This is a genomic window from Modestobacter versicolor, assembly GCF_014195485.1.
Lineage (GTDB): Bacteria > Actinomycetota > Actinomycetes > Mycobacteriales > Geodermatophilaceae > Modestobacter > Modestobacter versicolor.
Genome location: NZ_JACIBU010000001.1, coordinates 690,069 through 716,615 on the forward strand (window position 1 = coordinate 690,069; position 26,547 = coordinate 716,615).

The window sequence follows — 26,547 nt, forward strand, 5'->3', positions numbered from 1 at the left end:
CGGCCGAGCGGCCTCCTCCAGGCAGGGCGGATCATGGTGCATCCGGTCACGTCCCGGACTGCGAAGAGCCCCCGGGGTCGTTGCACCTCGACGTCACCGGCCGGGCTCCGGACGTCGTCGTCCGCAGCGACCGGGGCACCACCCGTCCCTCCCGGGACGGGCATCGGTCACGATGGACCGGTGGAACACCCAGACGAGGAGCGCTGAACCGTGGGCAGACACCGCGCACCCGAGGGCGCTGCGACGGACTTCGACGCCGCCACCAGCGCGCTGGCCGACGTCACCGGCGACTACACCGTCGACGTGGCGCACACCCGGATCGGCATCCGGGCCCGGCACGCCATGGTGACCACCGTCCGTGGCGCCTTCACCGAGTTCTCCGGCACGGCGCACCTGGACACCGCCAAGCCGGCCGCCAGCAGCGTCACGCTGCGGATCGCGACCGCCAGCATCGACACCGGCACCCCCGACCGGGACGCGCACCTGCGCTCGCCGGACTTCCTGGACGTCGAGCGGTACCCCGAGATGGTCTTCCTCTCCACCGGCGTGGAGCAGGTCGACGACGACGTCTACCGGGTGACCGGCGACCTCACGATCAAGGACGTCACCCGCTCGGTGAGCATCGACTTCACGCTCACCGGCTCGGCCCTGGACCCGTTCGGCAACACCCGGGTGGGCTTCGAGGGCGCGCTGGCGATCAAGCGCAGCGACTGGGAGCTCACCTGGAACACCGTGCTGGACACCGGCGGCGTGCTCGTCAGCGACCGGATCCAGGTGGAGTTCGACGTCTCGGCCATCAAGGCCTCCTGAGCCCCACGTGGGCCAGGTCACCGCTAGGGTGGCACTCAGTGCCACGCCGCCCGGCGGCGGTGCGCACTCCAGCCGGACGACGGCGTCCGGCGGGGAGACCGAGCATCAGGAGGTCCGCAGGTGGCGAACGCGTGGTTCGAGTCGGTGGCCGAGGCGCAGCGCCGGGCGAAGAAGCGGCTCCCGAAGGGCGTCTACGGCGCACTGGTGGCGGGGTCGGAGCGGGGCCTGACCGTCGATGACAACATCGCGGCCTTCGCCGAGCTCGGCTTCGCCCCGCACACCGCCGGGCTCAGCAACGACAAGCGGATGGCCACCCGCGTCATGGGGCAGGACATCTCGCTGCCGGTGCTGATCAGCCCCACCGGTGTGCAGGCCGTGCACCCCGACGGCGAGGTCGCCGTCGCCCGGGCCGCGGCCGCCCGCGGCACCGCGATCGGGTTGTCCTCCATGGCGAGCAAGCCGATGGAGGAGGTCATCGCGGCGAACCCGAAGACCTTCTTCCAGCTGTACTGGGTCGGCGACCGGGACGTGATGGCCGCCAAGGTCGAGCGGGCCCGCAACGCCGGTGCAGCGGGGCTCATCGCCACGCTGGACTGGTCGTTCTCCTACGGCCGCGACTGGGGCAGCCCGTTCATCCCGGAGCGGATCAATCTCGAGGCGGTCCGCCGGTACGCCCCGCAGGTGGCGCTGAAGCCGAGCTGGCTGTGGGAGTTCGCGAAGACGAAGAAGCTCCCCGACCTCACGGTGCCCAACATGGTGGCCACCCCGGGTGCGCCGGCGCCCACCTTCTTCGAGGCCTACGGGCAGTGGATGCAGTCGCCGATGCCCACCTGGGCCGACGTCGCCTGGCTCCGCGAGCTCTGGGGCGACAAGCCCTTCATGCTCAAGGGCGTCATGCGCGTGGACGACGCCAGGCGCGCCGTGGACGCCGGGGTCAGCGCGATCTCGGTGTCCAACCACGGCGGCAACAACCTCGACGGCACCCCGGCGGCGATCCGGGCGCTCCCCGCGGTCGCGGCAGCCGTCGGCGACCAGGTCGAGGTGCTGCTCGACGGCGGGATCCGCCGCGGCGGCGACGTCGCGAAGGCCCTCGCGCTGGGCGCGAAGGCCGTGATGATCGGCCGGGCCTACCTGTGGGGCCTCGCGGCCAACGGCCAGGCCGGCGTGGAGAACGTGCTGGACCTGATGCGCGACGGCCTGGGCTCGGCGCTCATCGGGCTGGGCCACGAGTCGGTCGACCAGTTCACCCCCGACGACCTCGTGATCCCGGCCGGGTTCGAGCGCCGGCTCGGCGCCGAGATCGCCCAGCAGGCGGTCGAGCAGGCCGCCACGGCGGCGCCCGCGCAGCCGCGGAAGACCACCGCCGGCTGAGCCGCCGATGAGTTCTCCGCCGCGGCGGGGTCTGCACTGCTGACCCCGTCGCAGCAGGAGGCCCGGCCATGGCGCACCCGTCGCACCTCTCCCGGTTCGTGACCGTCTGGTCCGGGCTGCAGGCGCAGGTGGCCCGCGGCCGGCTGCCCGGGTTCGCCGCCGCCGTCCGGTACCGCGGGGTCACCGAGGTGCACGCCGGCGGCTGCCTCGAGCTGGGCGGCACCACCCCGGTGCGCCCGGACTCGCTGTTCCGGCTGGCGTCGCTGTCCAAGCCGTTCGCCGGCGTGCTGGCGCTGTCGGTGGTCGAGGACGGGCTGCTGGGCCTCGACGACCCGGTCAGCCGGTGGCTGCCCGAGCTGGCCGAGCCCCGGGTGCTGGTCGACCGGGCCGGCCGGCTCGACGACACGGTGCCCGCCGAACGCCCGATCACCGTGCGGCACCTGCTCACCAGCACCCCCGGGTTCGGCGGTCTGTGGGACGACTCGCCGCTGGACCAGGCGGTGCACGCGGCCGGCCTCGGGCCGGGGCCGCTGCCGCCGGAGCTGGTGCCGGAGGAGTACCTGGCCCGGCTCGGCGAGCTGCCGCTGGCCGCCCAGCCCGGGGCGAGCTGGCTCTACCACCTGAGCACCGAGGTGCTCTCGGTGCTGCTGGCCCGGGTCGCCGGTCAGCCGCTGCACGAGCTGCTGCACGCCCGGGTCACCGGTCCGCTGGGTCTCGCCGACACCGGCTTCTGGGCGACCGACCCGGCCCGGCTCGGCCCGGCGTACCTGCCGGACGGCGCCGGGTTCGAGCTCATCGACCCCGCCGACGGGCGGTCCTCCCGGCCACCGGTGTTCGAGGGGCTGGCGGCCGGGTTGGTGTCCAGCGCGCCCGACGTGCTGGCGTTCTTCGCCGCGCTGGCCGACGGCGGTGCACCGGTGCTCGGCCCGGGCTCGGTGGCGGCGCTGACCAGCGATGCGCTGACCGGGGCGCAGCGGGCGGAGGCGGCGACCTTCCTGGGCGCCGGCCGCTCCTGGGGCCTGCAGGTCGGGGTGCAGGTCGAGGCGGCGGAGCCGTGGGCGCAGCCGGGCCGGTGGGGCTGGGACGGCGGTACCGGCACGACCGCGTACGCCGACCCGGACCGCGACCTCGTGGCGGTGCTGCTGACCGCGCGCGGCACCTCACCGGCCGAGTCGTTCCTCGGGGACTTCTGGCAGGCCGTGCACCGCTGCCTCTGAGGCTCAGCCGCGGCGCATCCGGCCGAGCAGCCCGCCGGTGCTGTCCAGGGTCCGGGCGGCCAGCTGGAGGACAGGGCCACCGGGGATGCCCGGCGCCGACTGGACGATCGGCGCCAGCTGCAGCAGCCCGGCCAGCTGGTGCACCCGCAGCCGGCGCCGGGCCAGCGCGACGACCGGGTTGACCCGGCCCGAGGCGGCGTCCAGCAGCAGGTCGGCGGCCGCCTCGACGGCCGTGCCCGGCACCTCGCCCGGGGCCAGCCGGCGCACCGTCCAGCCTGCGTCGTCGGCCGCGAACGCCCAGCCGCCGTCCGGGGTGACCAGCGCGGCGCCCGCGGTGATCCCGCCGGCCGACGCCAGCGCGCCGGTGACGTCGGCGAGCGCGGCGAGACCCGACTGCAGCACCTCGGCCGGCGGTGCGGGCGCGCCGGCGGACACCAGGTCCAGGCCGTGCACCGCAAGCTCGTAGGCCTGCCCGAGCACGACGCTGAGCATCGGCAGCCGGCCGACCGTGGAGACCGTCGGTGCGGTGTCCAGCTCCGCCGGCTCGTCGGTCAGGTAGCGCTCGGTCGCCTGCCGGGCGGCCCGGACGGCCGCGAGCACCTCCTCCCGCGACGCGTCGCGGTGGGCGGCGGTGACCTGGGCGTTGACCGCGTCGGGGTCGGCGGCCCGGCCGGTGCCGCCGGACCGCGCGCCGGCGGTCAGCCCGGCCAGCGCCGCGTGGTCGGGCCACACGCCCAGGTGCACGCACACCTCGTGCGCGCGCCAGCCCGGCAGCCGGGTGCCGCGCTGCAGGTCCACCGCCCCGGCCTGCGCGAGGAAGGCGTCCCAGGCGCCGAGCACCCGCCGGCCCACCTCGTCGCGGCCGGCGTCGGCCATCCCGCGGCTGCTCACCGCGCCGGTGCGCCCAGGGCGAGCACGGTGCGCAGCGCGGCGACGAGGGCCAGCGGCTGGTCGAGCATCGGGTGGTGGCCGGCGTCGGGCAGCTCGACCACCGGCATCGGCCCGCGCACCAGGCCGGTCATCTCGGCGGCCATCCCCGCCGAGACCAGCCCGTGCTCGCAGCGCAGCAGGGTCAGCGGGACGGCGACGCCGGGCAGCAGGTCGCGCAGCCGCAGCCGGGTGCCGAAGAAGTCGGGGTCGAACGCCCACGTCCAGCCCCCCTCGACCGCGCGCAGCGAGCCGCGGGCGACGTGCTCGCGGACGTAGGGGAGCAGCACCTCCTGCGGCGGCAGGGTCCGGAACCGGCCCATCGCGTCGGCGACCGTCGGGTACACCCGGTGCGGACGGCGGCGCTGGCGGAGCCGCTCCTCGTCCGGCGGCTGGTCGTTGAGCGGGGAGTCGATCACCACGATCGAGGAGACCTCGGCGGGGTGCTCGACGCCCACGGTGACCGACACCCAGCCGCCCATGCTGTGCCCGACGACGACCGGGCGCTCCAGCTCGGCCGCGGCGGCGACGGCGGCGACCTCGCGGGCCCAGAGCAGCGGGTCGTACTCGGTGCGGCGGTCGCTTGCCCCGTGACCGGTGAGGTCGAGGGCGGCCACCCGGTGGCCGGTGAGCAGCGGGCCGACGTGGTCCCACCACCCGGAGTGGGCGGCGCCGCCGTGCACCAGCACCACGCCCGGGGCGCCGGCCGGGCCCCAGACCCGGTAGGCGACCCGGGCGCCGGCGACGACGACGTCCCGGTGCTCGGGCGCGACGGCGAGGGCCTGGGTGAACCACGTCGGTGTGGGCATGCCCGGATCCTGCCCGACCGGGTCAGCGGCCCTTCAGCAGCTCCTCGAACGAGGTCGTCGGGTCGGCGAACGGGTCGGCCGGCCGGGTGGCCGCCGGTCGGCCGGCAGCCCGTCCGACGAGGACGTCGGCCAGCTCCCCGGCGGCCCGGTCGACCCGGCCGGCCAGCGCGGTGGAGCCACCGCCGGCCCAGTCCTCGCTGGCGGCGAAGACCCCGGTGGGCACCGGGACCGCCCGCAGGTAGGCGAACAGCGGCCGCATGGCGAACTCCACGACCAGCGAGTGCCGCGCCGTCCCGGCGGTGGCGCCGAGCAGCACCGGGGTGCCGATCAGCGCGTCCTTGTCGATGACGTCGAAGAAGGTCTTGAACAGGCCGCTGTAGGAGGCGGAGAACACCGGTGTCACGGCGATCACCGCGTCGGCGCCGACCACCGTGTCGATCGAGGCCTGCAGCGACTCGTTGGCGAAGCCGCTGGTCAGGTTGTCGGCCAGGTCGCGCGCGTGCCCGCGGAGCTCGACCACCTCGACGGTGGCGTCGTCCCCGCGGGCGCGCAGCGCCTCGACCGTGGCCGCGGTCAGCCGGTCGGCCAGCAGCCGGGTGGAGCTGGGGTTGCCCAGCCCGGCGCTGACCACCGCGATCGTCCGGGTGGTCATGCCTGCGCCACCTCGGCGGTGCGCCCGGTGACGTCGTCGGCCGGGGCGTGGACGGTGACGTCCTTCGCCCCGCCGGCGGCCGCGACCAGGCTGGCGTGCGTCGGCGCGTCCGGCACGTGCGCCGGCTTGAGGGCGGCGAACTCGCGGCGGAGCACCGGCACGACCTCCTCGCCCAGGATGTCCAGCTGCTCGAGCACCGTCTTCAGCGGCAGGCCGGCGTGGTCGACGAGGAACAGCTGGCGCTGGTAGTCACCGACGTAGTCGCGGAAGCCGAGCGTCCGCTCGATCACCTGCTCCGGGGAGCCGACGGTGAGCGGGGTCTGGGTGCTGAACTCCTCCAGCGACGGCCCGCCGCCGTAGACCGGCGCGGCGTCGAAGTAGGGCCGGAACTCCCGCACGGCGTCCTGGCTGTTCTTCCGCATGAACACCTGCCCGCCGAGCCCGACGATCGCCTGGTCGGCGCTGCCGTGGCCGTAGTGCTCGAACCGGCGGCGGTAGAACTCGACCATCCGCTGGGTGTGCTCCGGCGGCCAGAAGATGTGGTTGTGGAAGAAGCCGTCGCCGTAGTACGCGGCCTGCTCGGCGATCTGCGGGCTGCGGATCGACCCGTGCCAGACGAACGGCGGGACGCCGTCCAGCGGGCGGGGCGTGGAGGTGAAGCCCTGCAGCGGGGTGCGGAACTGGCCCTCCCAGTCCACGACGTCCTCACGCCACAGCCGGCGCAGCAGCTGGTAGTTCTCCACCGCCAGCGGGATGCCGTCGCGGATGTCCTTGCCGAACCAGGGGTAGACCGGGCCGGTGTTGCCACGGCCCATCATCAGGTCGACGCGGCCGTCGGCCACGTGCTGCAGGGTGGCGAAGTCCTCGGCGATCTTCACCGGGTCGGTGGTGGTGATCAGCGTCGTGGACGTCGACAGGACGATCTTCTCGGTCTTCGCCGCGATGTAGCCCAGCGTCGTGGTGGGGGAGGAGACGACGAACGGCGGGTTGTGGTGCTGGCCCTGCGCGAAGACGTCGAGACCCACCTCCTCGGCCTTGAGCGCGATGGCGATCATGCTCTTCAGCCGCTCGGCCTCGGTGGGCGCGCGCCCGGTCGTCGGGTCGGGCGTGACGTCGCCGACGGTGAAGATCCCGAACTGCATCTCGTGCTCCCTCTCGTCTGAGCCGCACTGGTTGAGAGTGCAACTACTGGCCGGTGGAACCGTACCCGGACCGCGGGCATTCCCCGGGGCGCAGCCCGGCGTCAGCAGCCGGCCAGCTCCCGGGTGACCAGGGCGCGGGAGGCCGCCGGGTCCAGCGCCATCTCGCTGATCAGGTCGAACGCCCGGGTGTACCGGTGCAGCTCGGCCTCGGCGTCGATGAAGAAGATCCGCGTCTTGTTCTCCAGGTAGACGACGTCCGGTGTCCCGCTGGCGGGGGAGTCGAGGACCGCGAAGGAGCCGGCGGTGACCGGCGGCAGGCCGGCGGCGAAGGGCAGCACCTGCAGGGTGACGTTGGGCAGGTCGGCGACCGCGGCCAGCCGCTCCAGCTGCCCGCGGCGGACGGCGCTGTCCCGCGCGGGGTCGCGGGGCACCGCGCTGCGCCGCAGGACCGACTCGTCGACGACCGCGTGCAGCAGCAGCCCGCCGTCCGCGCGGCCGGTGTCGAGCACCTCCTGGCGTCGGCGGCAGACCTCCACGCGGCGCTCCACCTCGGCCGGGGACGGCCGCTCCCAGGTCGACAGGATCACCTCGCGGGCGTAGTCGGTGGTCTGCAGCAGCGCGTGCGGCACCAGGGCGCCGTAGCAGCGCAGCGCCTGCGAGCCGGACTCGAGCCGGACCAGGTTGGCGTACCCGGGCGACAGCGTCTCGGCGTAGGCGTCCCACCAGCCCCGCGGCCGCACGGAGGGGGCGAGCCGGCGCAGGTAGCCGGCCTGGGCGTCTGGCACCCGGTACAGCTCCACCAGCCGCTCCAGGTCGGCCTCGCCGATGCCGGTGCGGCCGTTCTCGATGCGGGACACCTTGGACGCCGACCAGCCCAGGGTCGCGGCGACGTCCTTGCCGTGCAGTCCGGCCGTGGTGCGCAGCGCCCGGAGCTCGGAGGCCAGGCGTCGTTCCCGGACCGACGGCGTGTCCACCATGGCGGCACGCTGGCAGCCGCCGTGCAATCTTGCAAGCCACCTGTCGCCCGGGCGGCGGAGGTGCGACCGTCCGCACACCCGAACGGCCCCCGACCGGAAGGCGGCGCACCGTGACCAGCACCCGCACTCCCTCGCTCACCACCCGGGACGTCTACGACGTCGCCCAGCTGACCGGCGGCCTCCACCGGGTCGTGGACACGGCCGTGGTCGTCCTGCTCCAGCGCGGCCGGCTGACCGCCGACGGCCTGGGCCGGCTGCAGGCGGTCGGCACCGCGGTGCACCCGGCGGAGGCCGCCGTGCTGGCGCTGGCCGGTCCGCGCCCGCTGCGCTCGGTCAGCAGCATCCGGGCACGCGCCCAGGAGGACCCGCGGCTGGCCGGCATCGTGGACCGGCTCGTCGCCGACGGTCTGCTGCGCCGCAACCCGGTGGCCGGGCTGTCCCGCCGGTGGCCGGTCCACCTGCGCACGGCGGCCGGCAACCGGGTGCTGGCCGAGTGGCGCGCCGCGGCACCGGCGGGCAGCGGCACCGCGGTCGCCCTCGGCGGTGTGGCGGCGGCCGATCCCGCCGTGCGGGCGGTCGTCTTCCCGGGACCCGTGCCGAGCCGGGTCCGCCGCCCCGTCCGGCGGGACGGCGCCCTCGTGGTCGACACCGGCGGCGGCTGGGGGGCGAGCTGGGGTGGCCACGGCGGTGGTGGTGGCGGCTTCGACGGCGGTGGCTGCGGGGGCGGCGACGGCGGAGGTGGGGGCGGGGGCTGCTGAGCCGGTGGCGCCCCCTCCGGCCGAGGGGGCGCCACCGACGTCAGGCGAGCGGGTCGACCGTCTCGTGCGCGTCGACCGAGCCGGCGAGCCGGGCCAGCGCCCAGTCGCCGTCGCCGAGCAGGTGGTCGATCGCGGTGAGCCGGCTGGTGTAGTGGCCGACCTTGTACTCGGCGGTCACCCCGATCCCGCCGTGGAGCTGGATCGCCTCCTTGCCGATGTGCCGGGACGCCCGGCTGGTCTGCAGCCGGGCGCGGTCGGCCGCGGCCACCACGTCGCCGTCGGCGTCGACCACCAGCGTGGCCCACATGACGGTGCTGCGGGCCAGCTCCAGCGAGACGTACATGTCGGCCGCCCGGAAGGTCAGCGCCTGGAACTTGCTCAGCGGGACCCCGAACTGCTTGCGCGCCTTGAGGTACTCGGCAGTGGTGGTCAGCGCCGTCTCCATGGCGCCGAGCGCCTCGTGCCCGTAGGCCACCCGAGCCCGGGCCAGCGCCTTCTCCACCGCCCCGGACCGGTCGCCGGTGCCCTCGCCCAGCGGTTGGGCCGGGGTGCCGGCGAACTCGACCTTCGCCGACCGGGTGCCGTCGTGGTTGCGGTGGCCGGTGCGGGTGAGCCCCTCGGCGTCGCCCTGCACCAGGAAGAGCCGGGTGACCCCGCCCGCCACCGCGCTGACCACCAGGACGTCGGCGCGGGCGCCGTTCGGCACCGGCTCCTTGACCCCGGTCAGCCGCCAGGAGCCGCCGTCCTCGGTCGCGGTGACCGCCGCGGCCGTGGGCTCCCAGCGGGTGCCGGTCTCGGCGTGCGCGAACGCCGGCACCAGCGAGCCCTCGGCCAGCGCCCCGAGCACCTCGGCCCGCTGCGCGTCGGTGCCCAGGTCGGCCACCAGCCCGCCGGCGAGGACGACGGCCTCGACGAACGGCTCGGGTGCCAGCACCCGGCCGATCTCCTCGGCGACGATGGACACCTCCACCGGGCCGGCGCCCATCCCGCCGTCGGACTCGGCGAAGGGCAGCCCGAGGACGCCCATCTCGGCCAGCCGGCTCCAGGTCTTCTCGTCGAAGCCGGGATCGCCGGCGACCACCCGGCGGCGCTGCTCGCTGTCGGCGTAGGCGCGGCCGAGCAGCGCGCTCACCGCCTCGCGGAGGCCGTTCTGCTCGTCGTCGTAGCTGAAGTCCACGGTGAGATCACAACCCCAGGATCGAGCCGGCGATGATGGTGCGCTGCACTTCGTTCGAGCCCCCGTAGATGGAGACCTTGCGGTAGTTCAGGTAGTTCGGCGCCGCGACCTGCGCCCAGTCCGGGACGTCGGAGTCCTCGCCGGCGAAGGAGGCCACCGACAGCGGCCCGGCGACGTCGACCAGCAGCTCGGTGGCCGCCTGCTGCAGCTCCGAGCCGCGCAGCTTGAGCACCGAGGACGCCGGGTGCGGCCGGCCGCCGGCGGAGTTGGCCACCACCCGCAGCGCGGTGAGCTCCAGCGCGAGCAGCTCGTTCTCGATCTCGGCGATCCGGGCGCGCAGGTACGGGTCCTCCGACAGCGGGGCGCCGTTGGCGGTGATGCCGCGGGCGTGCTCCTTGGCCTCGACCAGCATCCGCTTGGTCGAGCCGATCCGGGCGATGCCGACCCGCTCGTTGCCGAGCAGGAACTTGGCGTAGTCCCAGCCGTGGTTCTCCTCGCCGACCAGGTTCTCCGCAGGAACCCGGACGTCCTCGAAGAAGACCTCGTTGACCTCGAAGCCGCCGTCGAGCAGCTCGATCGGCCGCAGCGTCACGCCGGGGGAGTCCATCGGGAACAGCAGCAGCGAGATGCCGCGCTGCCGCTTGTCGGCGGTGGGGTCGGTGCGCACCAGGCAGAAGATCCAGTCGGCGTGCTGGCCGAGCGTCGTCCAGGTCTTCTGGCCGTTGACCACCCAGTCGTCGCCGTCGCGGACGGCGGTGGTGCGCAGCGAGGCCAGGTCGGAGCCGGCGTCGGGCTCGGAGAAGCCCTGGCACCACCAGATGTCCAGGTTCGCGGTGGCCGGCAGGAAGCGCTCCTTCTGCTCCTGCGAGCCGAACGTCGCGATGACCGGGCCGATCATGCTGGCGTTGAAGGCCAGCGGCTCGGGCACGCCGGCCAGCTGCATCTCCTCGCGCCAGATGTGGCGCTGCAGCGGCGTCCAGTCGCGGCCGCCCCACTCGACCGGCCAGTGCGGGACCGCCAGCCCCGCCGCGTTGAGGACCTGCTGGGCCTCGACGAACTGCTCCTTGGTCAGCTCCCGGTGGGCCGCGACCGCGTCCCGGATCGACTGCGGCACCCGGGTGGTGAAGAAGGTGCGCATCTCGTCCCGGAAGGCCTGGTCCTCCGGCGACAGGCTCAAGCGCATGGGACCTCATTCCTGACGGCAGCCCTGCCGTCTCGACGTGGGGGACCCCGAACATCCCACATCGCCTACCGCCGGGTAACTCCGGGTCTGCGGCCGGGGTCACACCGCGTGGTGGACCGGCGGAGCACCCCGCCCGTTGGGGGGAAGTCGGCCGGATGCGCTGGAGAGCCCGGCACGGGAGGCCGAGGGTGGGGTGGAGGGCGGACAGCACCCTCCGGCGACGGGGCAGGGAGACGGGTTGGCAGCCAGAACACGCGTGGTGGACGACCACCACGCGTCACCGGAGGTGATCGCCGCCGTCTTCCACGGGGTCGCCGTCAGCGACGCGACGGCGATCGTGGTCGTCGAGCCGGTCGACGGGGCACTGCACGTCAGCTGGAGCAACGAGAAGGCCGTGGGCCTGCTCGGCTACGCGCGGGAGGACCTGCGGGTGCTGCCCGTCGAGCAGCTGCTGCCCACCCTGGCCGGCGGCGAGCTCAAGCTGCTGCTGCGCCGGGAGCGCGCCGTCCGGATGACGCTGCCGGTGCGCGGCGCCAGCGGCGCCCTGCTGGAGTGCGTCGTCTCCGCCGTCCCCGCGCCGGCCGGCCGCCGGTGGACCGTCCGGCTCACCTCGACGGCCAACGAGACCGAGCGTGCGCTGCGCGCCACCGCCGACGCCCACGAGCGGCGCTTCTCCACCCTGACCGAGCGCTCACCGATCCCCACCCTGCTCTCCGAGCAGGGCATGCGGCTGGCCCACGTCAACGACGCCTTCTGCGCCCTCGTCGGGCGGCAGGCCGAGCAGCTGCTGGGCACCGGCTGGATGTGCACCGTGCACCCCGACGACCTGGACGCGGTGATCGAGGAGGCCGCCGCCGTCCTCGGTGGTGGCGGCGAGGCCGGCGAGGGCGAGGCGACGGCCCGGCTCGTCCGGGCCGACGGCACCGAGCGGACGACGGTCATCCGGTTCTCCCACCTGTTCACCCCGGGGGTGGGGGCGGGCTTCGTCGGCACGATCGAGGACATCACCGAGCGGCTGGCCTTCGAGGCGCGGCTGGCCCACCAGGCCAACCACGACCCGCTGACCGGCCTGCCCAACCGCACGCTGCTCGCCGACCACGTCGCCGCCCGCTTCCGGCCCGGCGAGGGCCGGCTGGCCTGCATCTTCCTGGACCTGGACAACTTCAAGGTCGTCAACGACTCGCTCGGGCACGCCGCCGGCGACCAGCTGCTGGTCGAGCTCGCCCGCCGGCTGCGCGCCACCGTGCGCCCCGGCGACCTGGTCGCCCGGTTCGGCGGCGACGAGTTCGTCGTCGTCTGCCAGGACGTCGGCGAGGCCGCCGCTGTCGCGCTGGCCGAGCGGATCGGCGAGGCGCTGCGCCAGCCGGTGGCCCTCGGCGGGGTCGAGCTGCGCCCGGCCGCCAGCGTCGGCGTCACCGTGCAGACCGCCGAGCACACCGCGGCCGAGGAGCTCATCCGCGACTGCGACATCGCGATGTACCAGGCCAAGGCCGGTGGCAAGGGGCGGATCACCGTCCTGGACTCCCAGGCCCGGGCCCGCGCGCGGGAGAAGCTGCTGCTGGTCGCCGAGCTGCGCGAGGCCATCGAGCGGCGCGAGATCACCCTGATGTACCAGCCGATCTTCAGCACCGAGGACGGCACCGCCGTCGCGGTCGAGTCGCTGGCGCGCTGGCAGCACCCGGTGCGCGGGGCCATCACGCCCAGCACGTTCGTGCCGCTGGCCGAGGAGAGCGGCCTGGTCTCCGGCCTGGGCCTGCTGGTGCTCGACGAGACCTGCCGGCAGCTGGCCGCCTGGGACGCCGAGCTCGGCCCGGCCGCGCCGGCCCGGGCCAACGTCAACGTCTCGGCGCTGCAGCTGGACGCCAACCTGCACGGGCACGTCGAGTCCGCGCTGCAGCGGCACGGTCTGCACCCCTGCCGGCTGTCGATCGAGATCACCGAGTCGGCGCTGATGAAGGACCCCGCGGCCGCCCGCACGGTGCTGCTGGAGCTCCGCGACCTCGGCGTCCAGGTGTCCATCGACGACTTCGGCACCGGCTACTCCTCGCTGGCCTACCTGCGGCGGCTGCCCGTCGACTGCCTCAAGGTCGACCGCTCGTTCGTCGCCGAGCTCGCCGACGGCCACTCCGAGATCACCTCCGCGGTGATCGCGCTGGCCAGCAGCCTCGGGCTGTGCACCGTCGCCGAGGGCGTGGAGACCCTCGAGCAGGCCGAGCAGCTGGCCCTGCTCGGCGCCACCTACCTGCAGGGCTTCTGCCTCGCCGCACCGCTCACCGGCACCGATGCCGCCACCTGGTTCGCCGCCCAGCACGACGCGGAGGCGCGACCGTGACCCCGTTGCCGACCCACCACCCCGATCTGGAGACGACGTGACCATGTCCGCCGCCCCGTCCCTGGCCGTCCCGCCGACCTTCGACCTGGAGCGGGTGCTGGCCAGCATCGACACGATGGCCGCCCAGCGGCCGGTCGCCGCGCAGATCGTCTCGGTGGCCAACGCCGACGAGGCCAGCGCCAAGGAGCTGTCCCGGATCCTCGCCTCCGACGTCGCGCTGGCCGGTCGGGTGATGAAGCTGGCGAACTCCGCCTTCTACGGCATGCGCGGCCGGGTGACCTCGCTGCAGTTCGCCGTCACCGTGGTCGGCTTCGCCACCGTGCGGACGATGGCCACCGTCGCGCTCACCGACCTGGACGACGAGTCGCGGCTGCCCGAGGACTTCTGGGAGGTCAGCACCAGCCTCGCGCTGGCCGCCTCGACGCTGGCCCCGCGGTTCGCCGAGCGGCCGCAGGACGCGCTGTGCCTGGGTCTGCTGGCCCAGCTGGGCGTCGCGCTGCTGCACCACAACGACCCCGACGGGTACGCCGAGCTCTGGCACGACGAGCGGTCCTTCGCCGGCCGCCGGGCCGCCGAGGTGCAGCGCTACGGCATCTCCGCGCTGCGGCTGACCTCGGTCGCGCTGGAGCAGTGGTCCTTCCCGCCCGGGATGGTCCTGCCGCTCAAGCAGGTCGACGACGCGGCGTCCTTCCAGGGCGCCCTGCTGCGGGCCGTCTTCGAGATCGCCGGCCGGCTGACCGACCGCGACCACGAGGAGATCCCGATCGAGCGGGTCAGCTGCGGCCAGCTGCGCGAGCGCGACGTGCTGCCGGTGCTCGACCAGGTCCGGGTGGACGCCGAGGAGCTGCGCCGCGCCATGCTCGGCTGAGGAGGGACCCCCTGCGGGGGGCCGGACGGAGGTGCAGCCTGGCACTCGTGGCCCGACTCGACTCGACGACCGTCCGCTCCCTGCCGGCGGGGGTCGCCGTGCCGTCGTACGACCGGTCCGCCGTCAGCACCGGCATCGTGCACCTGGGGGTGGGTGGGTTCCACCGGTCCCACCAGGCGATGTACCTGGACCGGCTGATGTCGCGCGGGCAGGCGCTGGACTGGGGGATCTGCGGGGTCGGTGTGCTGCCCGGTGACCGGCGGATGCGCGACGTGCTCACCGCGCAGGACGGGCTGTACACGCTGCTGCTCGCCCACCCCGACGGCCGGCTGGAGGCCCGGGTGGTCGGGTCGGTGGTGGAGTACCTGTTCGCCCCGGACGACCCGGAGGCGGTGGTGGCCAAGCTGGCCGACCCGCAGACCCGGGTCGTGACGATGACGGTCACCGAGGGCGGCTACCACGTCTCGCCGGCGACCGGCCGGTTCGACGCCGACGCCCCCGACGTCCTCGCCGACCTGCAGCTGGGCGCGGTGCCGCGGACGGCGTTCGGCCTGCTGGTCGAGGCGCTGGCCCGCCGCCGCGCCCGGGGAGCCGCCCCGTTCACCGTGGTCTCCTGCGACAACATGGCCGGCAGCGGGGCCGTCGCCCGCGCCGGCGTGAGCGCCTTCGCCACCCTCCGCGACCCCGAGCTGGGGGCCTGGGTGCACGGGTCGGTGCCGTTCCCGGACTCGATGGTCGACCGGATCACCCCGGTGACCACCGACCGGCAGCGCGCGGAGGTGGCCGACCTGCTCGGGGTCGAGGACGGCTGGCCGGTGGTCTCCGAACCGTTCGCCCAGTGGGTGCTCCAGGACAGCTTCAGCTGCGGCCGCCCCCCGCTGGAGGAGGCCGGCGTCCAGCTGGTCGACGACGTCGAGCCCTACGAGCTGATGAAGCTCCGGCTGCTCAACGCCGGTCACCAGGTCCTCGGCTACCTCGCCGCCCTGGCCGGGCACGAGCACGTGGACGACGCGGCCACCGACCCGCTGCTGCGCGCGTTCCTCGCCGGCTGGATGGCCGAGGAGGCCACCCCCACCCTCCGCCCGGTGCCCGGCATCGACCTGGCCGGGTACCGCGACGTCCTGCTGGAGCGCTTCAGCAACCCGCACGTCCGGGACACCGTCGCCCGGTTGTGCGTGGAGAGCTCGGTGCGGGTGCCGCGGTTCCTGCTGCCGGTGGTCCGCGACGACCTGGTCGCCGGCCGGGACGTCACGCGGTCGGCCGTGGCGGTGGCGGCCTGGGCCCGGTGGGCCGAGGGCACCGACGACGCCGGCCGGCCGCTGGGGATGACCGACCCCCGGGCGGACCGCCTGCGCGCCGCCGCGAGCAGCCAGCACGCCGAGCCGCTGGCGTTCCTGGCCGATCGCGAGCTGTTCGGCGACCTCGCGTCCGACCCCCGCTTCACCGGGCCGTACCTGGCCGCGCTCGGGTCGCTGCACGAGCGGGGCGCCCGGGCGACCGTGCAGGCGGTGCTCGACGGCACGCTGCTCGACGGGTGACCGCTCAGGTGCCCGGCTGGGGGTTGTCCGGCTGCGGGTCGGCCCCGACGGTGGGCAGGTAGCCCGGCTCCTCCCGGGCCGCGGCCTGGTCCTCGAAGTCCGCGGCGATGTCCAGCAGCTCGGCGTCGGCCCAGCGGGCGCCGAAGAACGACACCCCCACCGGCAGCGCGCCGCGCAGCCCGGCGAACCCGGCGGGCACCGACACGTTCGGGTAGCCGGCGACCGCGGCCGGGCCGGACGTGCTGTAGACGAACGCGTCGGCCTGCCCGTCCACGCTCTGGTACCGGGTCTGCCAGGCCGGGGTGTTGGTCAGCCCGACGACGGCGTCCAGGTCGTCCTCCGGGCCGGGCCCCTGGGCCAGCACCTCGTCGATCGAGGCGCGGGCCAGCTGCCGGATCCGGTCCCGGGTCGCCTGGACCGCCGGGTCCTCGGCCGGGACGGTCGCCGCCTGCGCCTGCTCGAAGAGCTCCTGGCCGAAGTAGGCCAGCTCGACCGGGTCCTGCGCGTTGAACTCGATCAGCCCGGCCAGGTCCGCCGGGTGCTCCCCGGGGGTCTGCGCCAGGTACGCGTTCACGTCGCGCTTGAACTCCGCGAGCAGCGCCGGGGTCTCGCCGGCCCCGATCTCGTCCTGGTACGCGAGCTGCACCGGCACCGGGGTGGCGCCGGCGGCCTCGAGCTGCTTCACCGCTGCGGCGAACACCGCCTCGGTGTCGTCCTCGACCTGCGCGGCCTGCTCGGGGGTCAGCGTCCAGACCCCGATCCGGGCGCCCTGCAGCGCGTCCAGGTCCAGGTCGGCGAAGTCGGCGTCCAGGTCGGCGGGGATCTCGGCGGTCGCGGCGTCGGCGTCGTCGGTGCCGGCGACCACCTGCAGCAGGATCGCCGCGTCGACGGCGTGCCGGGCCATCGGCCCGGCGGTGTCCTGCTCGGCGGAGATCGGCACGATGCCGTCGCGGCTGACCAGCCCCAGGGTGGGCTTGAGCCCGACGACCCCGTTCTGGCCGGCCGGGCAGACGATCGAGCCGTCGGTCTCGGTGCCGATCGCGACCTGGGCCAGCGAGGCGGCGACACCGACCCCGGAGCCGGACGACGAGCCGCACGGGTTGCGGTCGAGCACGTAGGGGCTGGCCGTCTGACCGCCCACGGCGCTCCAGCCGCTGGTGGAGTCCGCGCCGCGGAAGTTCGCCCATTCCGAGAGGTTGGCCTTGCCGATGACGATCGCGCCGGCCTCGCGCAGCCGCCGGGTGATCGTCGCGTCGTCCGGCTCGCTGTCCAGCAGCGCCCGGGAGCCGGCGGTGGTCGGCATCTGCTCGGTGTCCACGTTGTCCTTGAGCAGCACCGGGATGCCCTCCAGCGGGCTGCGCGGGCCCTTCCGCTGCCGGGTCCGGTCGCTGGCCGCGGCGTCCTCCAGCGCCTTCGGGTTGACGCTGAGCACGGCGCCGAGCTCGTCGTCCAGCGCGACGATCCGGGCCAGGTAGGCCCCGGTGAGCACCACCGAGCTGAGCCGCCCGGCGTCCATCCGGTCCTGCAGCTCGGGGATGGTCAGCGCGTCGAGGTCCAGGTCGCGCAGCGGCAGGGTGCCCGAGCCGGCCGCGCCGGCGGCGGTGCCGAGCACCCCCGGGTCGCCGGGGGCGGCCGACACCGTGCTGGCCGGGACGAGGAGGGCGGCGGCGACGGCGGCGGTGAGCGCGGCCCTCCGTCGCAGCGGGCGGGGGCGGGACTCGGCGCGCATGGGCTCCTCCGTGGACGCGTGCGGCTGTCGCGGTGCCCCGCACGCTAGGCCCGTCGCTGGGCCGCCGCTGGGTCAACGCACAGCGGGCGCACCGGATCGCGCCGACGACGGGACGGCGGCGGCTCGGCGGGGGATGGTGGAGGGGTGTTCGACAGCGACTTCGGCCCCGACCCCCTGGCCCTGCTGACCCGGGAGGTGCTGCGCGAGCGCACCCCCGCGCTGATCGCCGAGGCCTGCGCCTGGGCGGTCGGCCTCTCCGACCAGCCGCACCACCTGCGGGTGCGTGGGCGGGTGGTCACCACCGGTCTGACCATCGGCGCCCGCGCGGCGACCGGTCAGCTGCTCAGCGGCGAGGAGGACGGCCGGCTCGAGCTCGGTGACGCGCGCCCGGGGAGCTTCCAGGACGCGCTGAACTCGGTCACCGCCGACGGCACGCTGATCGCCGAGCACTTCGACCGGGAGGTGGTCGAGCCCTTCGTCCTGGCCACCTGCGTGCAGGCCGCCGAGCGGGCCCGCGACACCAGGGCCGCCGCCTGGTCGGAGCTGCTGGACGAGCTGGGGGAGGACGGCGCGGACCTGGTCGAGGTGGTCCGGGTGGCGGAGTGGGAGGCGCCGCTGCGGATCGACGCCGAGCACCTGGTGCTCGCCGCGCTGGGCGCCGTGCCGCTGGTCGAGGTGGAGGCCGAGGGGCTGCCGCTGTCGCTGGTCCGGGCCGCGGAGGCGGTCACCCGGGCGGCCGCGCCGCCCCCGGTCCGGCCGGCCGAGCCCGGCCGCCCCGACGAGCTGGCCGGGGCGCTCTTCCTCGCCGAGGCCGCGCTGCAGGGCTCCGGCCTCACGCTGCCGGTGCCGCTGGCCCAGGCCGACCGGCTGCTCGACGTGCTGCTGGCCGAGGGGCTGCTGCCGGAGGAGGTGCCGGCGCTGCTGGCCCACCTGCCCGTCGAGCCGGTGACCGCAGCCGAGGTGCGGGCCACCCTCGCCACCCTCGGCCCGGGGCTCTGACTCAGCCGCCGGTGCCCGCGCCGGGCAGCCGGACGACGTCGGCGGTGACGCCGTGCTCGTGCAGCCGATCCGGCGCCGGGCTGTCGTAGACGACCAGCAGCTGCGCGCCGCCGGGGCCGTCGGCGACCAGCCCGATGCCCTCGGCGTGGTCGACCCCGACGCCGAAGGGCAGGTCGACCTCCCGGGTCAGCAGCTCGTCCCGCACCACCTGCGGGGTGTCGGCGGTCAGCGCGCCGTGCCAGCGGAACACGTGCACGGGGCCGTCCAGGTCCATCGTCGGGCCGGCCAGCACCAGCAGGTCCGAGCCGTGCGGGCACAGGTCGCGCACGCCCAGCCCGGCCATCCGCAGCACGTGCTTGCGGTAGGGGCGGCCGTCGGCGAACGGGCGCAGCAGCAGCCGGGCGGGGTCGTCGGGGTCGACGGCCGGGCGCAGCTCCAGCACCACCGCCCAGCCCCGCAGCACCGGCCCGCGCAGGCCGAGGTACACCCGCTCGCCGGCCACCGCGATGCCCTCGACGTCCAGGCCGTTGTCCTTGCCGGGGATCGGCAGGAACGGCGCCAGGTGCTCGTCGTCGGCGAGCAGGTCGCGCAGGTCGCGGCCGGAGCTCCCGAACACCGCCGCGACGTGCGTGCGGCCGTCGACGGTCAGCTCGCGCACCGGGGTGGGCAGGCCGTCGACGTCGGCGACCGGCAGCCGCACCAGCACCTGGCGGTTGGCCTGCCCGGTGACCCGGGCCAGCCGGCGCAGCGCCTTCTCCCCGCTGTGCCGGGCCTTCACCTGGCGCCGGCGCAGGCTGTGCGAGCCGACCGCCCAGAGGAAGTGCCCGTGCCGGGCCAGCCCCTCGACGTCGGCCTCCTCGTCGGCGTCCTCGCCGGGCAGCGGCACCAGGTCGGCGAGCCGGAAGCTGGTCTGCCCCGCGTACTCCCGCGGCCGGTCGGGGTCGTCGGCGACCAGCCGCTCGATCGTCGCGGTCTCGTCGCCGGCCACCCACAGCACCGGGCCGTCGCTGCGCACCGCGGAGAGGTTGGTGTGGGTGCTGGCCGCGCGGGCGTCCGCGGAGAAGGACAGCCGGACGGTGTGCTCGATGCTCACGCCCACCACCCTGGCACGCCGCGCGCACGGCCCCCTTCCGCGCACCCGCCGGCGGGGCGACCATGGCAGGGCACGCATGCTCCCGGAGGGACAGTGCCATGAGCAGCTCTGCGAACCCGAACCCGAGCCCGGACGACCGGCGCCGCCGGCCCGCCCCGGACCCGCTCACGATGACCCCGGCGGAGAAGCTGATCGCCGAGTGGGAGGCGCGCCACGACGTCGCCGCCCGCGGGGCGCGGGCGACGCCGGGGGCGGTCCAGCACTACCTGTCCGAGACCCGTTCGCGCGAGCGGTGCGACGAGGCGGCGCGACCCCGCCCCGCCCACCGGGCGGACCGGCACTGACACCCCGGGGAACCGTGCGGCGGCCGTCGCCGTTGGCCGCGCATGGACCTGGTCTGCCCGAAGTGTCAGGGGACGATGCGCACGTACGAGCGCAACGGCGTCCACGTCGACCAGTGCGCGGACTGCCGCGGGATCTTCCTGGACCGCGGTGAGCTCGAGCGCCTGGTCGACGCGGAGAACGCATGGCACGGCGGGGCCGCCACCCCGCCGCCGGCCGCGGCCGCGCCGCAGCAGTCGAGCCACCAGCAGCCGTTCTCGCACCCGCAGGCGACCCACCCGCAGCAGTCGCACGGGCAGGCCCAGCCGGCGGCCTCGCTCGGCGCGGTGGTGAGCGAGGTGCTCGGCCAGGTGCGCAGCAGCTCGAGCTCCTCGCACGGCTCCTACGGCAGCAAGCCGCGCAAGAAGTCGTTGATCAGCGAGCTGTTCGGCTGATCCGGGCGGCCCGCATCTCCCGGTGGTGCGGGTTGACCATCACGCCGAGCACGTTGCCGAACGGGTCGACCACCGAGGCGGTCGCGAAGCCCGAGCCGTCCCCGTGCTCGGTCAGCGGCTCGTGCGCGGTGGCGCCCAGCGCCACCAGCTGCTCGATCGCGGCCGGCAGGTCGTCGACGTCCCAGTAGACGACGGCGTCCGGCGGCGTGGCCGGAGCCGGCGTCCGCCGGTAGCGGGCGTCGATCAGGCCGAGCTCGTCCTCGCTCTCGCCGACCCGGAACTCCAGGTAGCCGGGCACCGAGTAGTAGGGCTCGATGCCCAGCAGCTCGGTGTACCACCGGCCGGCCGCGGCCAGGTCGTCGGCGTAGAAGGAGACGGTCGCCAGTTCTCGCAGCATCGGGGTGCCTCTCGTCGGGGCGGCGGGGGAGCCGCTGGGGTGTCGAGGTCCACGATCCGCGCTGAAGTGCTCACCTCCTGACCACTTTGCGCGGCATCCTCTGCGCATGCGGGCGGACCGGCTGGTGGCAGTGCTGCTGCTGATGCAGACCCGCGGCCGGGTGACGGCCGCGGAGCTGGCGGCCGAGCTGGAGGTCTCGGTGGCCACCGCCCGCCGCGACCTGGAGGCGCTGTCAGCGGCCGGCGTCCCGGTGTACCCGCAGGCCGGGCGGGGCGGCGGCTGGTCGCTGGTGGGCGGGGCCCGCACCGACCTCACCGGGCTGACCGAGCCCGAGGCGCAGGCGCTGTTCGCGCTGCTCGGGACGGCGGCCGGGGCGGCACCCGAGGCCCGCACGGCGCTGCGCAAGCTGCTCCGGGCGCTCCCCGGCACCTTCCGGGCCGGCGCCCAGGCGGCGGCCGAGGCCGTGGTCGTCGACGCCGCCGGCTGGGGAGCGGGCGACCGGCGCCGTCCCGAGCTGGCCGACGCGCTGCAGTCCGCCGTCGTCCGGCGCCGCCGGGTGCGGCTCACCTACCGCGGCCGCGACCGGTCCGCGGCCGAGCGGCTGGTCGACCCGTGGGGCCTGGTCGACAAGGACGACGTCTGGTACCTCGTGGCGGGCACCCCGGCCGGGCAGCGCACCTTCCGGCTGGACCGGGTGGTGGCCGCGGTGGTGACCGACGAGCCGGCCGAGCGCCCGGCGGACCTGCGGCTGGCCGAGGTGTGGGAGCAGGTGGTGGCCGAGATGGAGGGGCGCCGGTCGACGGTCGCGGCCACCGTGCTGGTGCCGGCCCGGCTGCTGCCGGTGCTCCGCCGGGTCCTCGGCCGGCACTGCACCGGCGACGAGCCGGCCGAGGACGGGCGGGTGCGGGTCCGGGTCGCGGCGCACACCGCGCGGTCGGTCGCCGAGCAGCTGGCCGGGTTCGGCGGCGCGGTGGAGGTGGTCGAGCCGCCCGAGGTGCGCGCCGAGCTGGCCCGGCTGGGCGCCGAACTGGTCGAGCGCCACAGCAGCTGACCGGTTCGCCGCGCGGTGGCCGGGCATGGGGCATCCCGGGACGACGTCGACGGAGGGGTGCAGTGGTGGCAGGACAGGGCAGCGTGCTGGTGACCGGGGCCGGCGGGGTGATCGGGGCGCACGCCGCCGCCGAGCACGCGAAGGACCCCGGCCGGCGGGTGCGGGGGCTGAGCCGCCGGGCGCCGCGGGAGACCGGCTGGGAGCACCTCGCCGTCGACCTGCGCGACCCCGGGGCGTCCCGGGCGGGGCTGGCCGAGGCCGGCGACGTGACCCACCTGGTGTTCGGGGCCTACGCCGAGCGCCCCACCGCCCGGGAGCTCTCGGAGGTCAACGTCGGGATGCTGCGCAACACGCTGGACGGGCTGGCCGCGGCCGGGGCGCCGCTGGAGCACGTCACCCTCTACCAGGGCGGCAAGGCCTACGGCGCGCACATGGGGTTCTTCAACACCCCGGCCAAGGAGCGCGACCCGCGGATCGTCCAGCCGAACTTCTACTACGACCAGGAGGACCTGCTCCGCGAGGTCGCCGCCGAGCGCGGGTTCCGGCTCACCGTGTTCCGGCCCGAGGGCGTGATCGGGTACGCCGTGGGCAACCCGATGAACCTGCTCATGGTCCTCGCCGTCTACGCGGCGATCAGCCGGGAGCTGGGCCAGCCGCTGCGGTTCCCCGGCAGCCTCGCCGCCTACGACGCGCTGTACCAGGTCACCGACGCCGAGCTGCTGGCCCGGGCGACCGTGTGGGCCGGGGACGAGCCGGCCGCCGACGGCGAGGTCTACAACGTGACCAACGGCGACCAGGTGCGGTGGCGGCACCTGTTCCCTGCGTTCGCCCGGGCCTTCGGCATGGAGCACGCCGAGCCGCAGCCGGTGCCGCTGGCCGAGGCGATGGCCGACCGGCGCGACGTCTGGGAGCGGCTGGCCGCCCGGCACGACCTCGTCCCGACGCCGTACGAGGACCTGGTCGGCTGGGAGTTCGGCGAGTTCATCCTCACCTCCGGCTTCGACAACGTCAGCTCCACGATCAAGCTGCGCCAGGCCGGGTTCGCCGACTGCCTGGACACCGAGGACCGGTTCCTGGAGCTGTTCGAGCAGCTGGCGGCGCGGAAGGTGATCCCGCCGCTGGCCGGGTAGGGGAGCGGCATGCCCGACTACACCGTGAACGAGGCCGGCGTCGCCCATGCCCGGGAGCTCATCGACGCCGGGGAGTACGACGCCGACACCGAGTGGTCCCAGGCTGCGCCCTCGGCTGCGGAGCAGAACGAGGAGCGGGACGACGAGGGCCAGGAGGGCTACGCGCAGTGGCACCTGGCCGTCGACGAGTCCAAGGGCGAGGGCACCAAGGGGCGGTACCGGTTCCCCTACGGCGACTTCAGCCGGGTCAACCGGGCGGCGTTGATCCACGCGAAGCAGCGGGCCGCCCAGAACGACCACCCGGAGATCGAGCGGGCCGCCGACCAGCTGCTGGAGCGCCTGGACGCCGCCCGGGGCTGACGCAGCCCGGCCCGCCCAGCGGAAGCCGGGACGCGGCCGGGCCCCCGCGTCGGCAGACTGCGGGAGCGCCCCGGCGACGGAGCCGGGCGCCCGGCGGGCCCGCGGGCACCGGGCGGCCGCCGGCCGGCACACCCGGTGCAGGAGCGCACATGCGGATCACCGCCGCCGTCGTCGAAGAGCAGCACACCCCGTTCGTCGTCCGGGACGTCGAGCTGGACGACCCGGGCCCCGGGGAGGTGCTGGTCCGGGTCGCGGCCGCCGGCTTCTGCCACACCGACGGCCTGGCCCGCGACGGCGAGCTGCCGTTCCCACTGCCCGGCGTGCTGGGCCACGAGGGCGCCGGCACGGTCGTCGCCGTGGGGGACGGCGTCACCTCGGTGCGCGAGGGCCAGGCCGTCGTCATGGGCTGGCCGTGGTGCGGGGAGTGCCGCAACTGCCTGGACGGCGAGCCGCGGTACTGCCTGCAGCTGGGCGCGCTGTGCTTCAGCGGGCAGCGGCCGATCGGCAACTCCGGTCTGCGCACCACGGGCGGCGACCCGGTGGCCGGTGCCTTCTTCGGCCAGTCCTCCTTCGCCACCCACTCGCTGGCCACGGCCACCTCGCTGGTGCCCGTCCCGGACGGGCTGCCGGTCGACCTGATGGGACCGCTGGCCTGCGGGCTGGCCACCGGCGCCGGGGCCGTCTTCCACACCGCGCGCCCGCTGCCCGGCTCCTCGATCGTGGTCTACGGCGCCGGGACGGTCGGCCTGGCCGCGGTCATGGCCGCCCGGAACTCCCCGGCCAGCACGATCATCGCCGTCGACCGGCACGCCTCCCGGCTGCAGCTGGCCCGCGAGCTGGGGGCCACCGAGGTCATCGACGCCACCGACACCGACCCGGTGCAGGCGGTCGCCGACATCTGCGGCGGCCCGGCGGACTTCGCCGTCGAGTGCACCGGCATCATCGCCGTCGTCCGGCAGGCGATCGACTCGGTCGGCATGCGCGGTCAGGCGATCCTCATCGGTGGCGCCCCCGCCGGCGCCGAGTTCAGCGCCGACCACATGACCACGCTGTGGGGGAAGTCGATCGTCGGCACGCTGGGCGGCAGCGGCCGCAGCCAGCGGCTGATCGGTGGGCTGATGGACCTCTACGCCGCCGGGCGCTTCCCGATCGACCGGCTGGTGGAGCGCTTCCCGCTGGAGCGGATCGGCGAGGCCATGGAGGCCTCCTACAGCGGCGCCGTGGTGAAGCCGGTCATCACCATGCCGCAGGGCTGATGCCGTGGCGGCCGGCACCCGGGTGGGTGCCGGCCGCCACCGGCCTACCGGGTGCTGGCCGCGGCCCGCTCGAACTCGACGACGTCCCGCCAGCCGCCGCGCGGCACCGACGCCGTCCGCGGCTCGTCGGACCGCCGGCCGAGCTGGCCGGCCGGGCCGGTGACCTGCCGCGACCCCTTGGTCGAGACGTAGGAGGTCTCGTAGCCGACGGTCGCCTGCGGGTCCAGCCGCGGGTCGACGAGCAGCCCCTTGTCGCCTCCGCTGCGGATGAAGAAGAAGTCCGCCTGCACCCGGGCCGGGGTGACGTCCAGGACGGTGAACCCGTGGCCGATGCCCTCCAGGTAGCGGACCCAGGGGTTCACGGCCTGGAAGGCGGCGGTCGCGGCCTGCGCGGTGGCCGCGGAGCCCAGCGACTCCTTGAACCCGTTGCTGGTCACCGACGGGCAGACGAACTCCACGCCCACGGAGTTGCGGTCCAGCGGGTAGCGGGTGGTGTCCCGGGGCAGGTCGTTGGCCCACGAGGAGTGGATGTCGCCGGTGAGCACGACCGGGTCGGTGCGACCGGCGGCCATCGCGTCCAGCAGCGCCCGCTGGTCGGCCTGGTAGCCGTCCCACTGGTCGGTGTTGAACACCTGGCCGGGCAGCACCCCGGCCCGCGGCAGGGCGTACACCCGGGTGAGCACCGTCTGGTTGCCGACCAGGTGCCAGGCCTTGCTGCTGCCGGTGATCCCGCGGGTGAGCCAGTCCAGCTGCTGCGGCTCGGGCAGGTGCCGGGCGGGGTCGGTCAGCGCCGGGTTGAGCGTGCTCGCCGCCGTCGTCGGCACCTGCTGGCTGCGGTTCTGCCGGGTCTCGATCACCGACAGCTCGGCCAGGTCGCCGAAGCTGAACCGGCGGAAGAACTGGGTGCCCTGGTGCGGCTGGGGCTGCCAGCTCCCCGGCTCGCGGATCGGCATCCACTCCAGGTAGGCCTGGAACGCCAGCGCCCGGCGGGCCAGGAAGTCGCCCTCGGGACGGGTGCCCGCCGGCTGGCCGGGGCCGGTGTAGGAGGTGTCCGGGTCGTCCTGCGTCTCGTGGTTCTCCGCGCCGGTGTCGTAGGCGTCGTTGGTGATCTCGTGGTCGTCGAAGACCACGATCCACGGCTGCCGGCGGTGCGCCTCGCGCAGGTCGGGGTCGGTCTTGTAGAGCGCGTGGCGCAGCCGGTAGTCGGCGAGGGTGACCACCTCGGTGGCCGGCTGGTGGTCGCGCACCCCGGCCAGCTCGGCGGGGCCGTAGCGGTCCTCGTCGTTGCCGTACTCGTAGAGGTAGTCGCCCAGGTGCAGCACGAAGTCCAGGTCGTCGCGGGCGGCCAGCCCCCGGTAGGCGGTGAAGTACCCGCCGGTGTAGTTGCTGCAGCTGACGAACGCCAGCCGCAGGGCGTGGGTGCGGCCCGGCTCGTCGGGAGCGGTCTGGGTGCGGCCGATCCCGGAGATCGCACCGCACGCGGCGAACCGGTAGTAGTACCGGGTGTAGGGGGTCAGGCCGGAGACGACGACCTTGACCGTGTGGTCACGCGAGGCGTCGGTCGTGGTGGTGCCGATCCTGACGATCTTGCGGAAGCCCGGGTCGGCGGCGACCGCCCAGATGACCCGGGTCCGGCGGCCGCGGCCGCTGCCCGGGGTGGCGTCCGGCGACGGCGTCACCCGGGTCCACAGCAGCAGCTCGGTGGCGGTCGGGTCGCCGCTGGCGATGCCGAAGCCGAACACCCCCGACCGGGCCGTCTCGTCGACCGTGGCCCGGGCCTCCTCGGTGGTGAGCCCACCCAGGGTGAGCGCGGCGGCCGCGACGGCCCCGCCCTTGAGCATCGTCCTGCGGGACAGCGGCGTCTCGATGGCCATGCCTGGACTGTGTCCGGGCCGGGCGACGCCCGGGCGGGTGCCGGGTGAACAACGGCGGTCGCGGCCCTGGCCGGTGGCCGACCGCTCGTTTTCCGGGCGCGACCGCCGGGCAGGGGAGGGA

At 75.3% G+C, this 26,547-nt stretch carries 25 protein-coding genes; 14 read left to right on the forward strand and 11 right to left on the reverse strand.

The genetic code is table 11. The features are described from left to right. Positions 1–210 precede the first annotated feature (210 nt). From FHX36_RS03315 to FHX36_RS03325, 3 genes are all read left to right on the forward strand, one after another. Complete coding sequence (locus FHX36_RS03315; RefSeq protein WP_110551684.1) at positions 211–810, forward strand: YceI family protein; 600 nt, start codon at positions 211–213, stop codon at positions 808–810. A 120-nt stretch (positions 811–930) separates the two neighbouring features. Next, positions 931–2,181 (forward strand): pre-mycofactocin synthase MftD, encoded by a 1,251-nt coding sequence (gene mftD / locus FHX36_RS03320; protein WP_110551683.1) that lies wholly within the window; start codon positions 931–933, stop codon positions 2,179–2,181. A 68-nt stretch (positions 2,182–2,249) separates the two neighbouring features. After that, positions 2,250–3,398, forward strand: a complete 1,149-nt coding sequence (locus FHX36_RS03325; protein ID WP_110551682.1) for a serine hydrolase domain-containing protein — start codon at positions 2,250–2,252, stop codon at positions 3,396–3,398. A 3-nt stretch (positions 3,399–3,401) separates the two neighbouring features. Here FHX36_RS03325 and FHX36_RS03330 read toward each other — a convergent pair whose 3' ends face one another. The 5 genes from FHX36_RS03330 to FHX36_RS03350 form a co-directional block, all read right to left on the reverse strand. Beyond that, positions 3,402–4,289 carry a maleylpyruvate isomerase N-terminal domain-containing protein gene (locus FHX36_RS03330; RefSeq protein ID WP_343056562.1) on the reverse strand — a complete coding sequence of 296 codons (888 nt, stop codon included), beginning with the start codon at positions 4,287–4,289 and terminating at the stop codon, positions 3,402–3,404. Further along, positions 4,286–5,134 (reverse strand): alpha/beta fold hydrolase, encoded by an 849-nt coding sequence (locus FHX36_RS03335; protein WP_110553961.1) that lies wholly within the window; start codon positions 5,132–5,134, stop codon positions 4,286–4,288. Before FHX36_RS03335 ends, FHX36_RS03330 begins: the two co-directional genes overlap by 4 nt. A gap of 22 nt (positions 5,135–5,156) precedes the next feature. Continuing rightward, a complete protein-coding gene (locus FHX36_RS03340; protein ID WP_110553960.1) occupies positions 5,157–5,786 on the reverse strand; it encodes an FMN reductase in 630 nt (209 codons plus the stop codon). Next, entirely contained in the window at positions 5,783–6,928 is a 1,146-nt protein-coding gene (locus FHX36_RS03345) for an LLM class flavin-dependent oxidoreductase (RefSeq protein WP_110553959.1), read from the reverse strand. Before FHX36_RS03345 ends, FHX36_RS03340 begins: the two co-directional genes overlap by 4 nt. Before the next feature lie 101 nt (positions 6,929–7,029). Further along, on the reverse strand, positions 7,030–7,905 hold the full coding sequence (locus FHX36_RS03350) for a helix-turn-helix domain-containing protein (protein ID WP_110553958.1): 876 nt from the start codon (positions 7,903–7,905) through the stop codon (positions 7,030–7,032). Positions 7,906–8,015: 110 nt separating this feature from the next. Here FHX36_RS03350 and FHX36_RS03355 point away from each other — a divergent pair, with 110 nt between their 5' ends. Continuing rightward, positions 8,016–8,663, forward strand: a complete 648-nt coding sequence (locus FHX36_RS03355; RefSeq protein ID WP_183513486.1) for a TIGR04222 domain-containing membrane protein — start codon at positions 8,016–8,018, stop codon at positions 8,661–8,663. Between the two features lie 40 nt (positions 8,664–8,703). Here the strand turns inward: FHX36_RS03355 and FHX36_RS03360 are convergent, their stop codons facing one another. Beyond that, on the reverse strand, positions 8,704–9,840 hold the full coding sequence (locus FHX36_RS03360; RefSeq protein WP_110553003.1) for an acyl-CoA dehydrogenase family protein: 1,137 nt from the start codon (positions 9,838–9,840) through the stop codon (positions 8,704–8,706). Positions 9,841–9,847: 7 nt separating this feature from the next. Beyond that, entirely contained in the window at positions 9,848–11,023 is a 1,176-nt protein-coding gene (locus FHX36_RS03365; protein WP_110553002.1) for an acyl-CoA dehydrogenase family protein, read from the reverse strand. A 259-nt stretch (positions 11,024–11,282) separates the two neighbouring features. Here FHX36_RS03365 and FHX36_RS03370 point away from each other — a divergent pair, with 259 nt between their 5' ends. Genes FHX36_RS03370 through FHX36_RS03380 form a run of 3 tightly spaced genes read left to right on the forward strand, consistent with a single transcriptional unit; the run spans position 11,283 to position 15,761 of the window. Further along, a complete protein-coding gene (locus tag FHX36_RS03370; RefSeq protein WP_343056563.1) occupies positions 11,283–13,355 on the forward strand; it encodes a putative bifunctional diguanylate cyclase/phosphodiesterase in 2,073 nt (690 codons plus the stop codon). Between the two features lie 43 nt (positions 13,356–13,398). Continuing rightward, positions 13,399–14,223: an HDOD domain-containing protein gene (locus tag FHX36_RS03375; RefSeq protein ID WP_181428839.1), complete on the forward strand. Its 825-nt coding sequence runs from the start codon at positions 13,399–13,401 to the stop codon at positions 14,221–14,223. A gap of 47 nt (positions 14,224–14,270) precedes the next feature. After that, complete coding sequence (locus FHX36_RS03380) at positions 14,271–15,761, forward strand: mannitol dehydrogenase family protein (protein WP_110552999.1); 1,491 nt, start codon at positions 14,271–14,273, stop codon at positions 15,759–15,761. Positions 15,762–15,765: 4 nt separating this feature from the next. On the opposite strand, the gene FHX36_RS03385 is transcribed toward FHX36_RS03380, so the two are convergent. Next, entirely contained in the window at positions 15,766–17,490 is a 1,725-nt protein-coding gene (locus FHX36_RS03385; RefSeq protein ID WP_183513487.1) for an amidase, read from the reverse strand. 144 nt (positions 17,491–17,634) lie between these two features. Here FHX36_RS03385 and FHX36_RS03390 point away from each other — a divergent pair, with 144 nt between their 5' ends. After that, on the forward strand, positions 17,635–18,489 hold the full coding sequence (locus tag FHX36_RS03390) for a hypothetical protein (protein ID WP_183513488.1): 855 nt from the start codon (positions 17,635–17,637) through the stop codon (positions 18,487–18,489). Between the two features lies 1 nt (position 18,490). Here the strand turns inward: FHX36_RS03390 and FHX36_RS03395 are convergent, their stop codons facing one another. Continuing rightward, on the reverse strand, positions 18,491–19,582 hold the full coding sequence (locus FHX36_RS03395; protein WP_110554272.1) for a DUF3616 domain-containing protein: 1,092 nt from the start codon (positions 19,580–19,582) through the stop codon (positions 18,491–18,493). A 98-nt stretch (positions 19,583–19,680) separates the two neighbouring features. Here FHX36_RS03395 and FHX36_RS03400 point away from each other — a divergent pair, with 98 nt between their 5' ends. Beyond that, positions 19,681–19,926, forward strand: a complete 246-nt coding sequence (locus tag FHX36_RS03400) for a hypothetical protein (protein WP_110554273.1) — start codon at positions 19,681–19,683, stop codon at positions 19,924–19,926. 75 nt (positions 19,927–20,001) lie between these two features. Then, the gene (locus FHX36_RS03405) at positions 20,002–20,358 is read left to right on the forward strand and encodes a TFIIB-type zinc ribbon-containing protein (RefSeq protein WP_246405401.1); all 357 of its coding nucleotides are present in this window, start codon (positions 20,002–20,004) and stop codon (positions 20,356–20,358) included. Here FHX36_RS03405 and FHX36_RS03410 read toward each other — a convergent pair. After that, positions 20,339–20,755: a VOC family protein gene (locus FHX36_RS03410; RefSeq protein ID WP_110554275.1), complete on the reverse strand. Its 417-nt coding sequence runs from the start codon at positions 20,753–20,755 to the stop codon at positions 20,339–20,341. The two genes, FHX36_RS03405 and FHX36_RS03410, sit on opposite strands and share 20 nt — an antisense overlap. Positions 20,756–20,861: 106 nt before the next feature. Between FHX36_RS03410 and FHX36_RS03415 the strand changes: the two genes are divergently transcribed. The 4 genes from FHX36_RS03415 (at position 20,862) to FHX36_RS03430 (ending at position 24,552) form a co-directional block, all read left to right on the forward strand. Further along, complete coding sequence (locus FHX36_RS03415) at positions 20,862–21,806, forward strand: helix-turn-helix transcriptional regulator (RefSeq protein WP_183513489.1); 945 nt, start codon at positions 20,862–20,864, stop codon at positions 21,804–21,806. Positions 21,807–21,868: 62 nt separating this feature from the next. Next, positions 21,869–22,936 carry an SDR family oxidoreductase gene (locus FHX36_RS03420; RefSeq protein ID WP_221202757.1) on the forward strand — a complete coding sequence of 356 codons (1,068 nt, stop codon included), beginning with the start codon at positions 21,869–21,871 and terminating at the stop codon, positions 22,934–22,936. A gap of 9 nt (positions 22,937–22,945) precedes the next feature. Further along, the gene (locus tag FHX36_RS03425) at positions 22,946–23,296 is read left to right on the forward strand and encodes a hypothetical protein (RefSeq protein WP_110553093.1); all 351 of its coding nucleotides are present in this window, start codon (positions 22,946–22,948) and stop codon (positions 23,294–23,296) included. A gap of 149 nt (positions 23,297–23,445) precedes the next feature. Continuing rightward, a complete protein-coding gene (locus FHX36_RS03430; protein WP_110553094.1) occupies positions 23,446–24,552 on the forward strand; it encodes an NAD(P)-dependent alcohol dehydrogenase in 1,107 nt (368 codons plus the stop codon). Between the two features lie 44 nt (positions 24,553–24,596). On the opposite strand, the gene FHX36_RS03435 is transcribed toward FHX36_RS03430, so the two are convergent. Continuing rightward, positions 24,597–26,426 (reverse strand): alkaline phosphatase D family protein, encoded by a 1,830-nt coding sequence (locus FHX36_RS03435; RefSeq protein WP_220036008.1) that lies wholly within the window; start codon positions 26,424–26,426, stop codon positions 24,597–24,599. Positions 26,427–26,547 lie beyond the last annotated feature (121 nt).

Coding starts and splice junctions, on each gene's coding strand:
- FHX36_RS03325 (WP_110551682.1), top strand. CDS start 2,250: ATGGCGCACCCGTCGCACCTCTCCCGGTTCGTGACCGTCTGGTCCGGG.
- FHX36_RS03335 (WP_110553961.1), bottom strand. CDS start 5,134: ATGCCCACACCGACGTGGTTCACCCAGGCCCTCGCCGTCGCGCCCGAG.
- FHX36_RS03340 (WP_110553960.1), bottom strand. CDS start 5,786: ATGACCACCCGGACGATCGCGGTGGTCAGCGCCGGGCTGGGCAACCCC.
- FHX36_RS03345 (WP_110553959.1), bottom strand. CDS start 6,928: ATGCAGTTCGGGATCTTCACCGTCGGCGACGTCACGCCCGACCCGACG.
- FHX36_RS03350 (WP_110553958.1), bottom strand. CDS start 7,905: ATGGTGGACACGCCGTCGGTCCGGGAACGACGCCTGGCCTCCGAGCTC.
- FHX36_RS03365 (WP_110553002.1), bottom strand. CDS start 11,023: ATGCGCTTGAGCCTGTCGCCGGAGGACCAGGCCTTCCGGGACGAGATG.
- FHX36_RS03375 (WP_181428839.1), top strand. CDS start 13,399: ATGTCCGCCGCCCCGTCCCTGGCCGTCCCGCCGACCTTCGACCTGGAG.
- FHX36_RS03385 (WP_183513487.1), bottom strand. CDS start 17,490: ATGCGCGCCGAGTCCCGCCCCCGCCCGCTGCGACGGAGGGCCGCGCTC.
- FHX36_RS03400 (WP_110554273.1), top strand. CDS start 19,681: ATGAGCAGCTCTGCGAACCCGAACCCGAGCCCGGACGACCGGCGCCGC.
- FHX36_RS03405 (WP_246405401.1), top strand. CDS start 20,002: ATGCGCACGTACGAGCGCAACGGCGTCCACGTCGACCAGTGCGCGGAC.
- FHX36_RS03410 (WP_110554275.1), bottom strand. CDS start 20,755: ATGCTGCGAGAACTGGCGACCGTCTCCTTCTACGCCGACGACCTGGCC.
- FHX36_RS03415 (WP_183513489.1), top strand. CDS start 20,862: ATGCGGGCGGACCGGCTGGTGGCAGTGCTGCTGCTGATGCAGACCCGC.
- FHX36_RS03425 (WP_110553093.1), top strand. CDS start 22,946: ATGCCCGACTACACCGTGAACGAGGCCGGCGTCGCCCATGCCCGGGAG.
- FHX36_RS03430 (WP_110553094.1), top strand. CDS start 23,446: ATGCGGATCACCGCCGCCGTCGTCGAAGAGCAGCACACCCCGTTCGTC.
- FHX36_RS03435 (WP_220036008.1), bottom strand. CDS start 26,426: ATGGCCATCGAGACGCCGCTGTCCCGCAGGACGATGCTCAAGGGCGGG.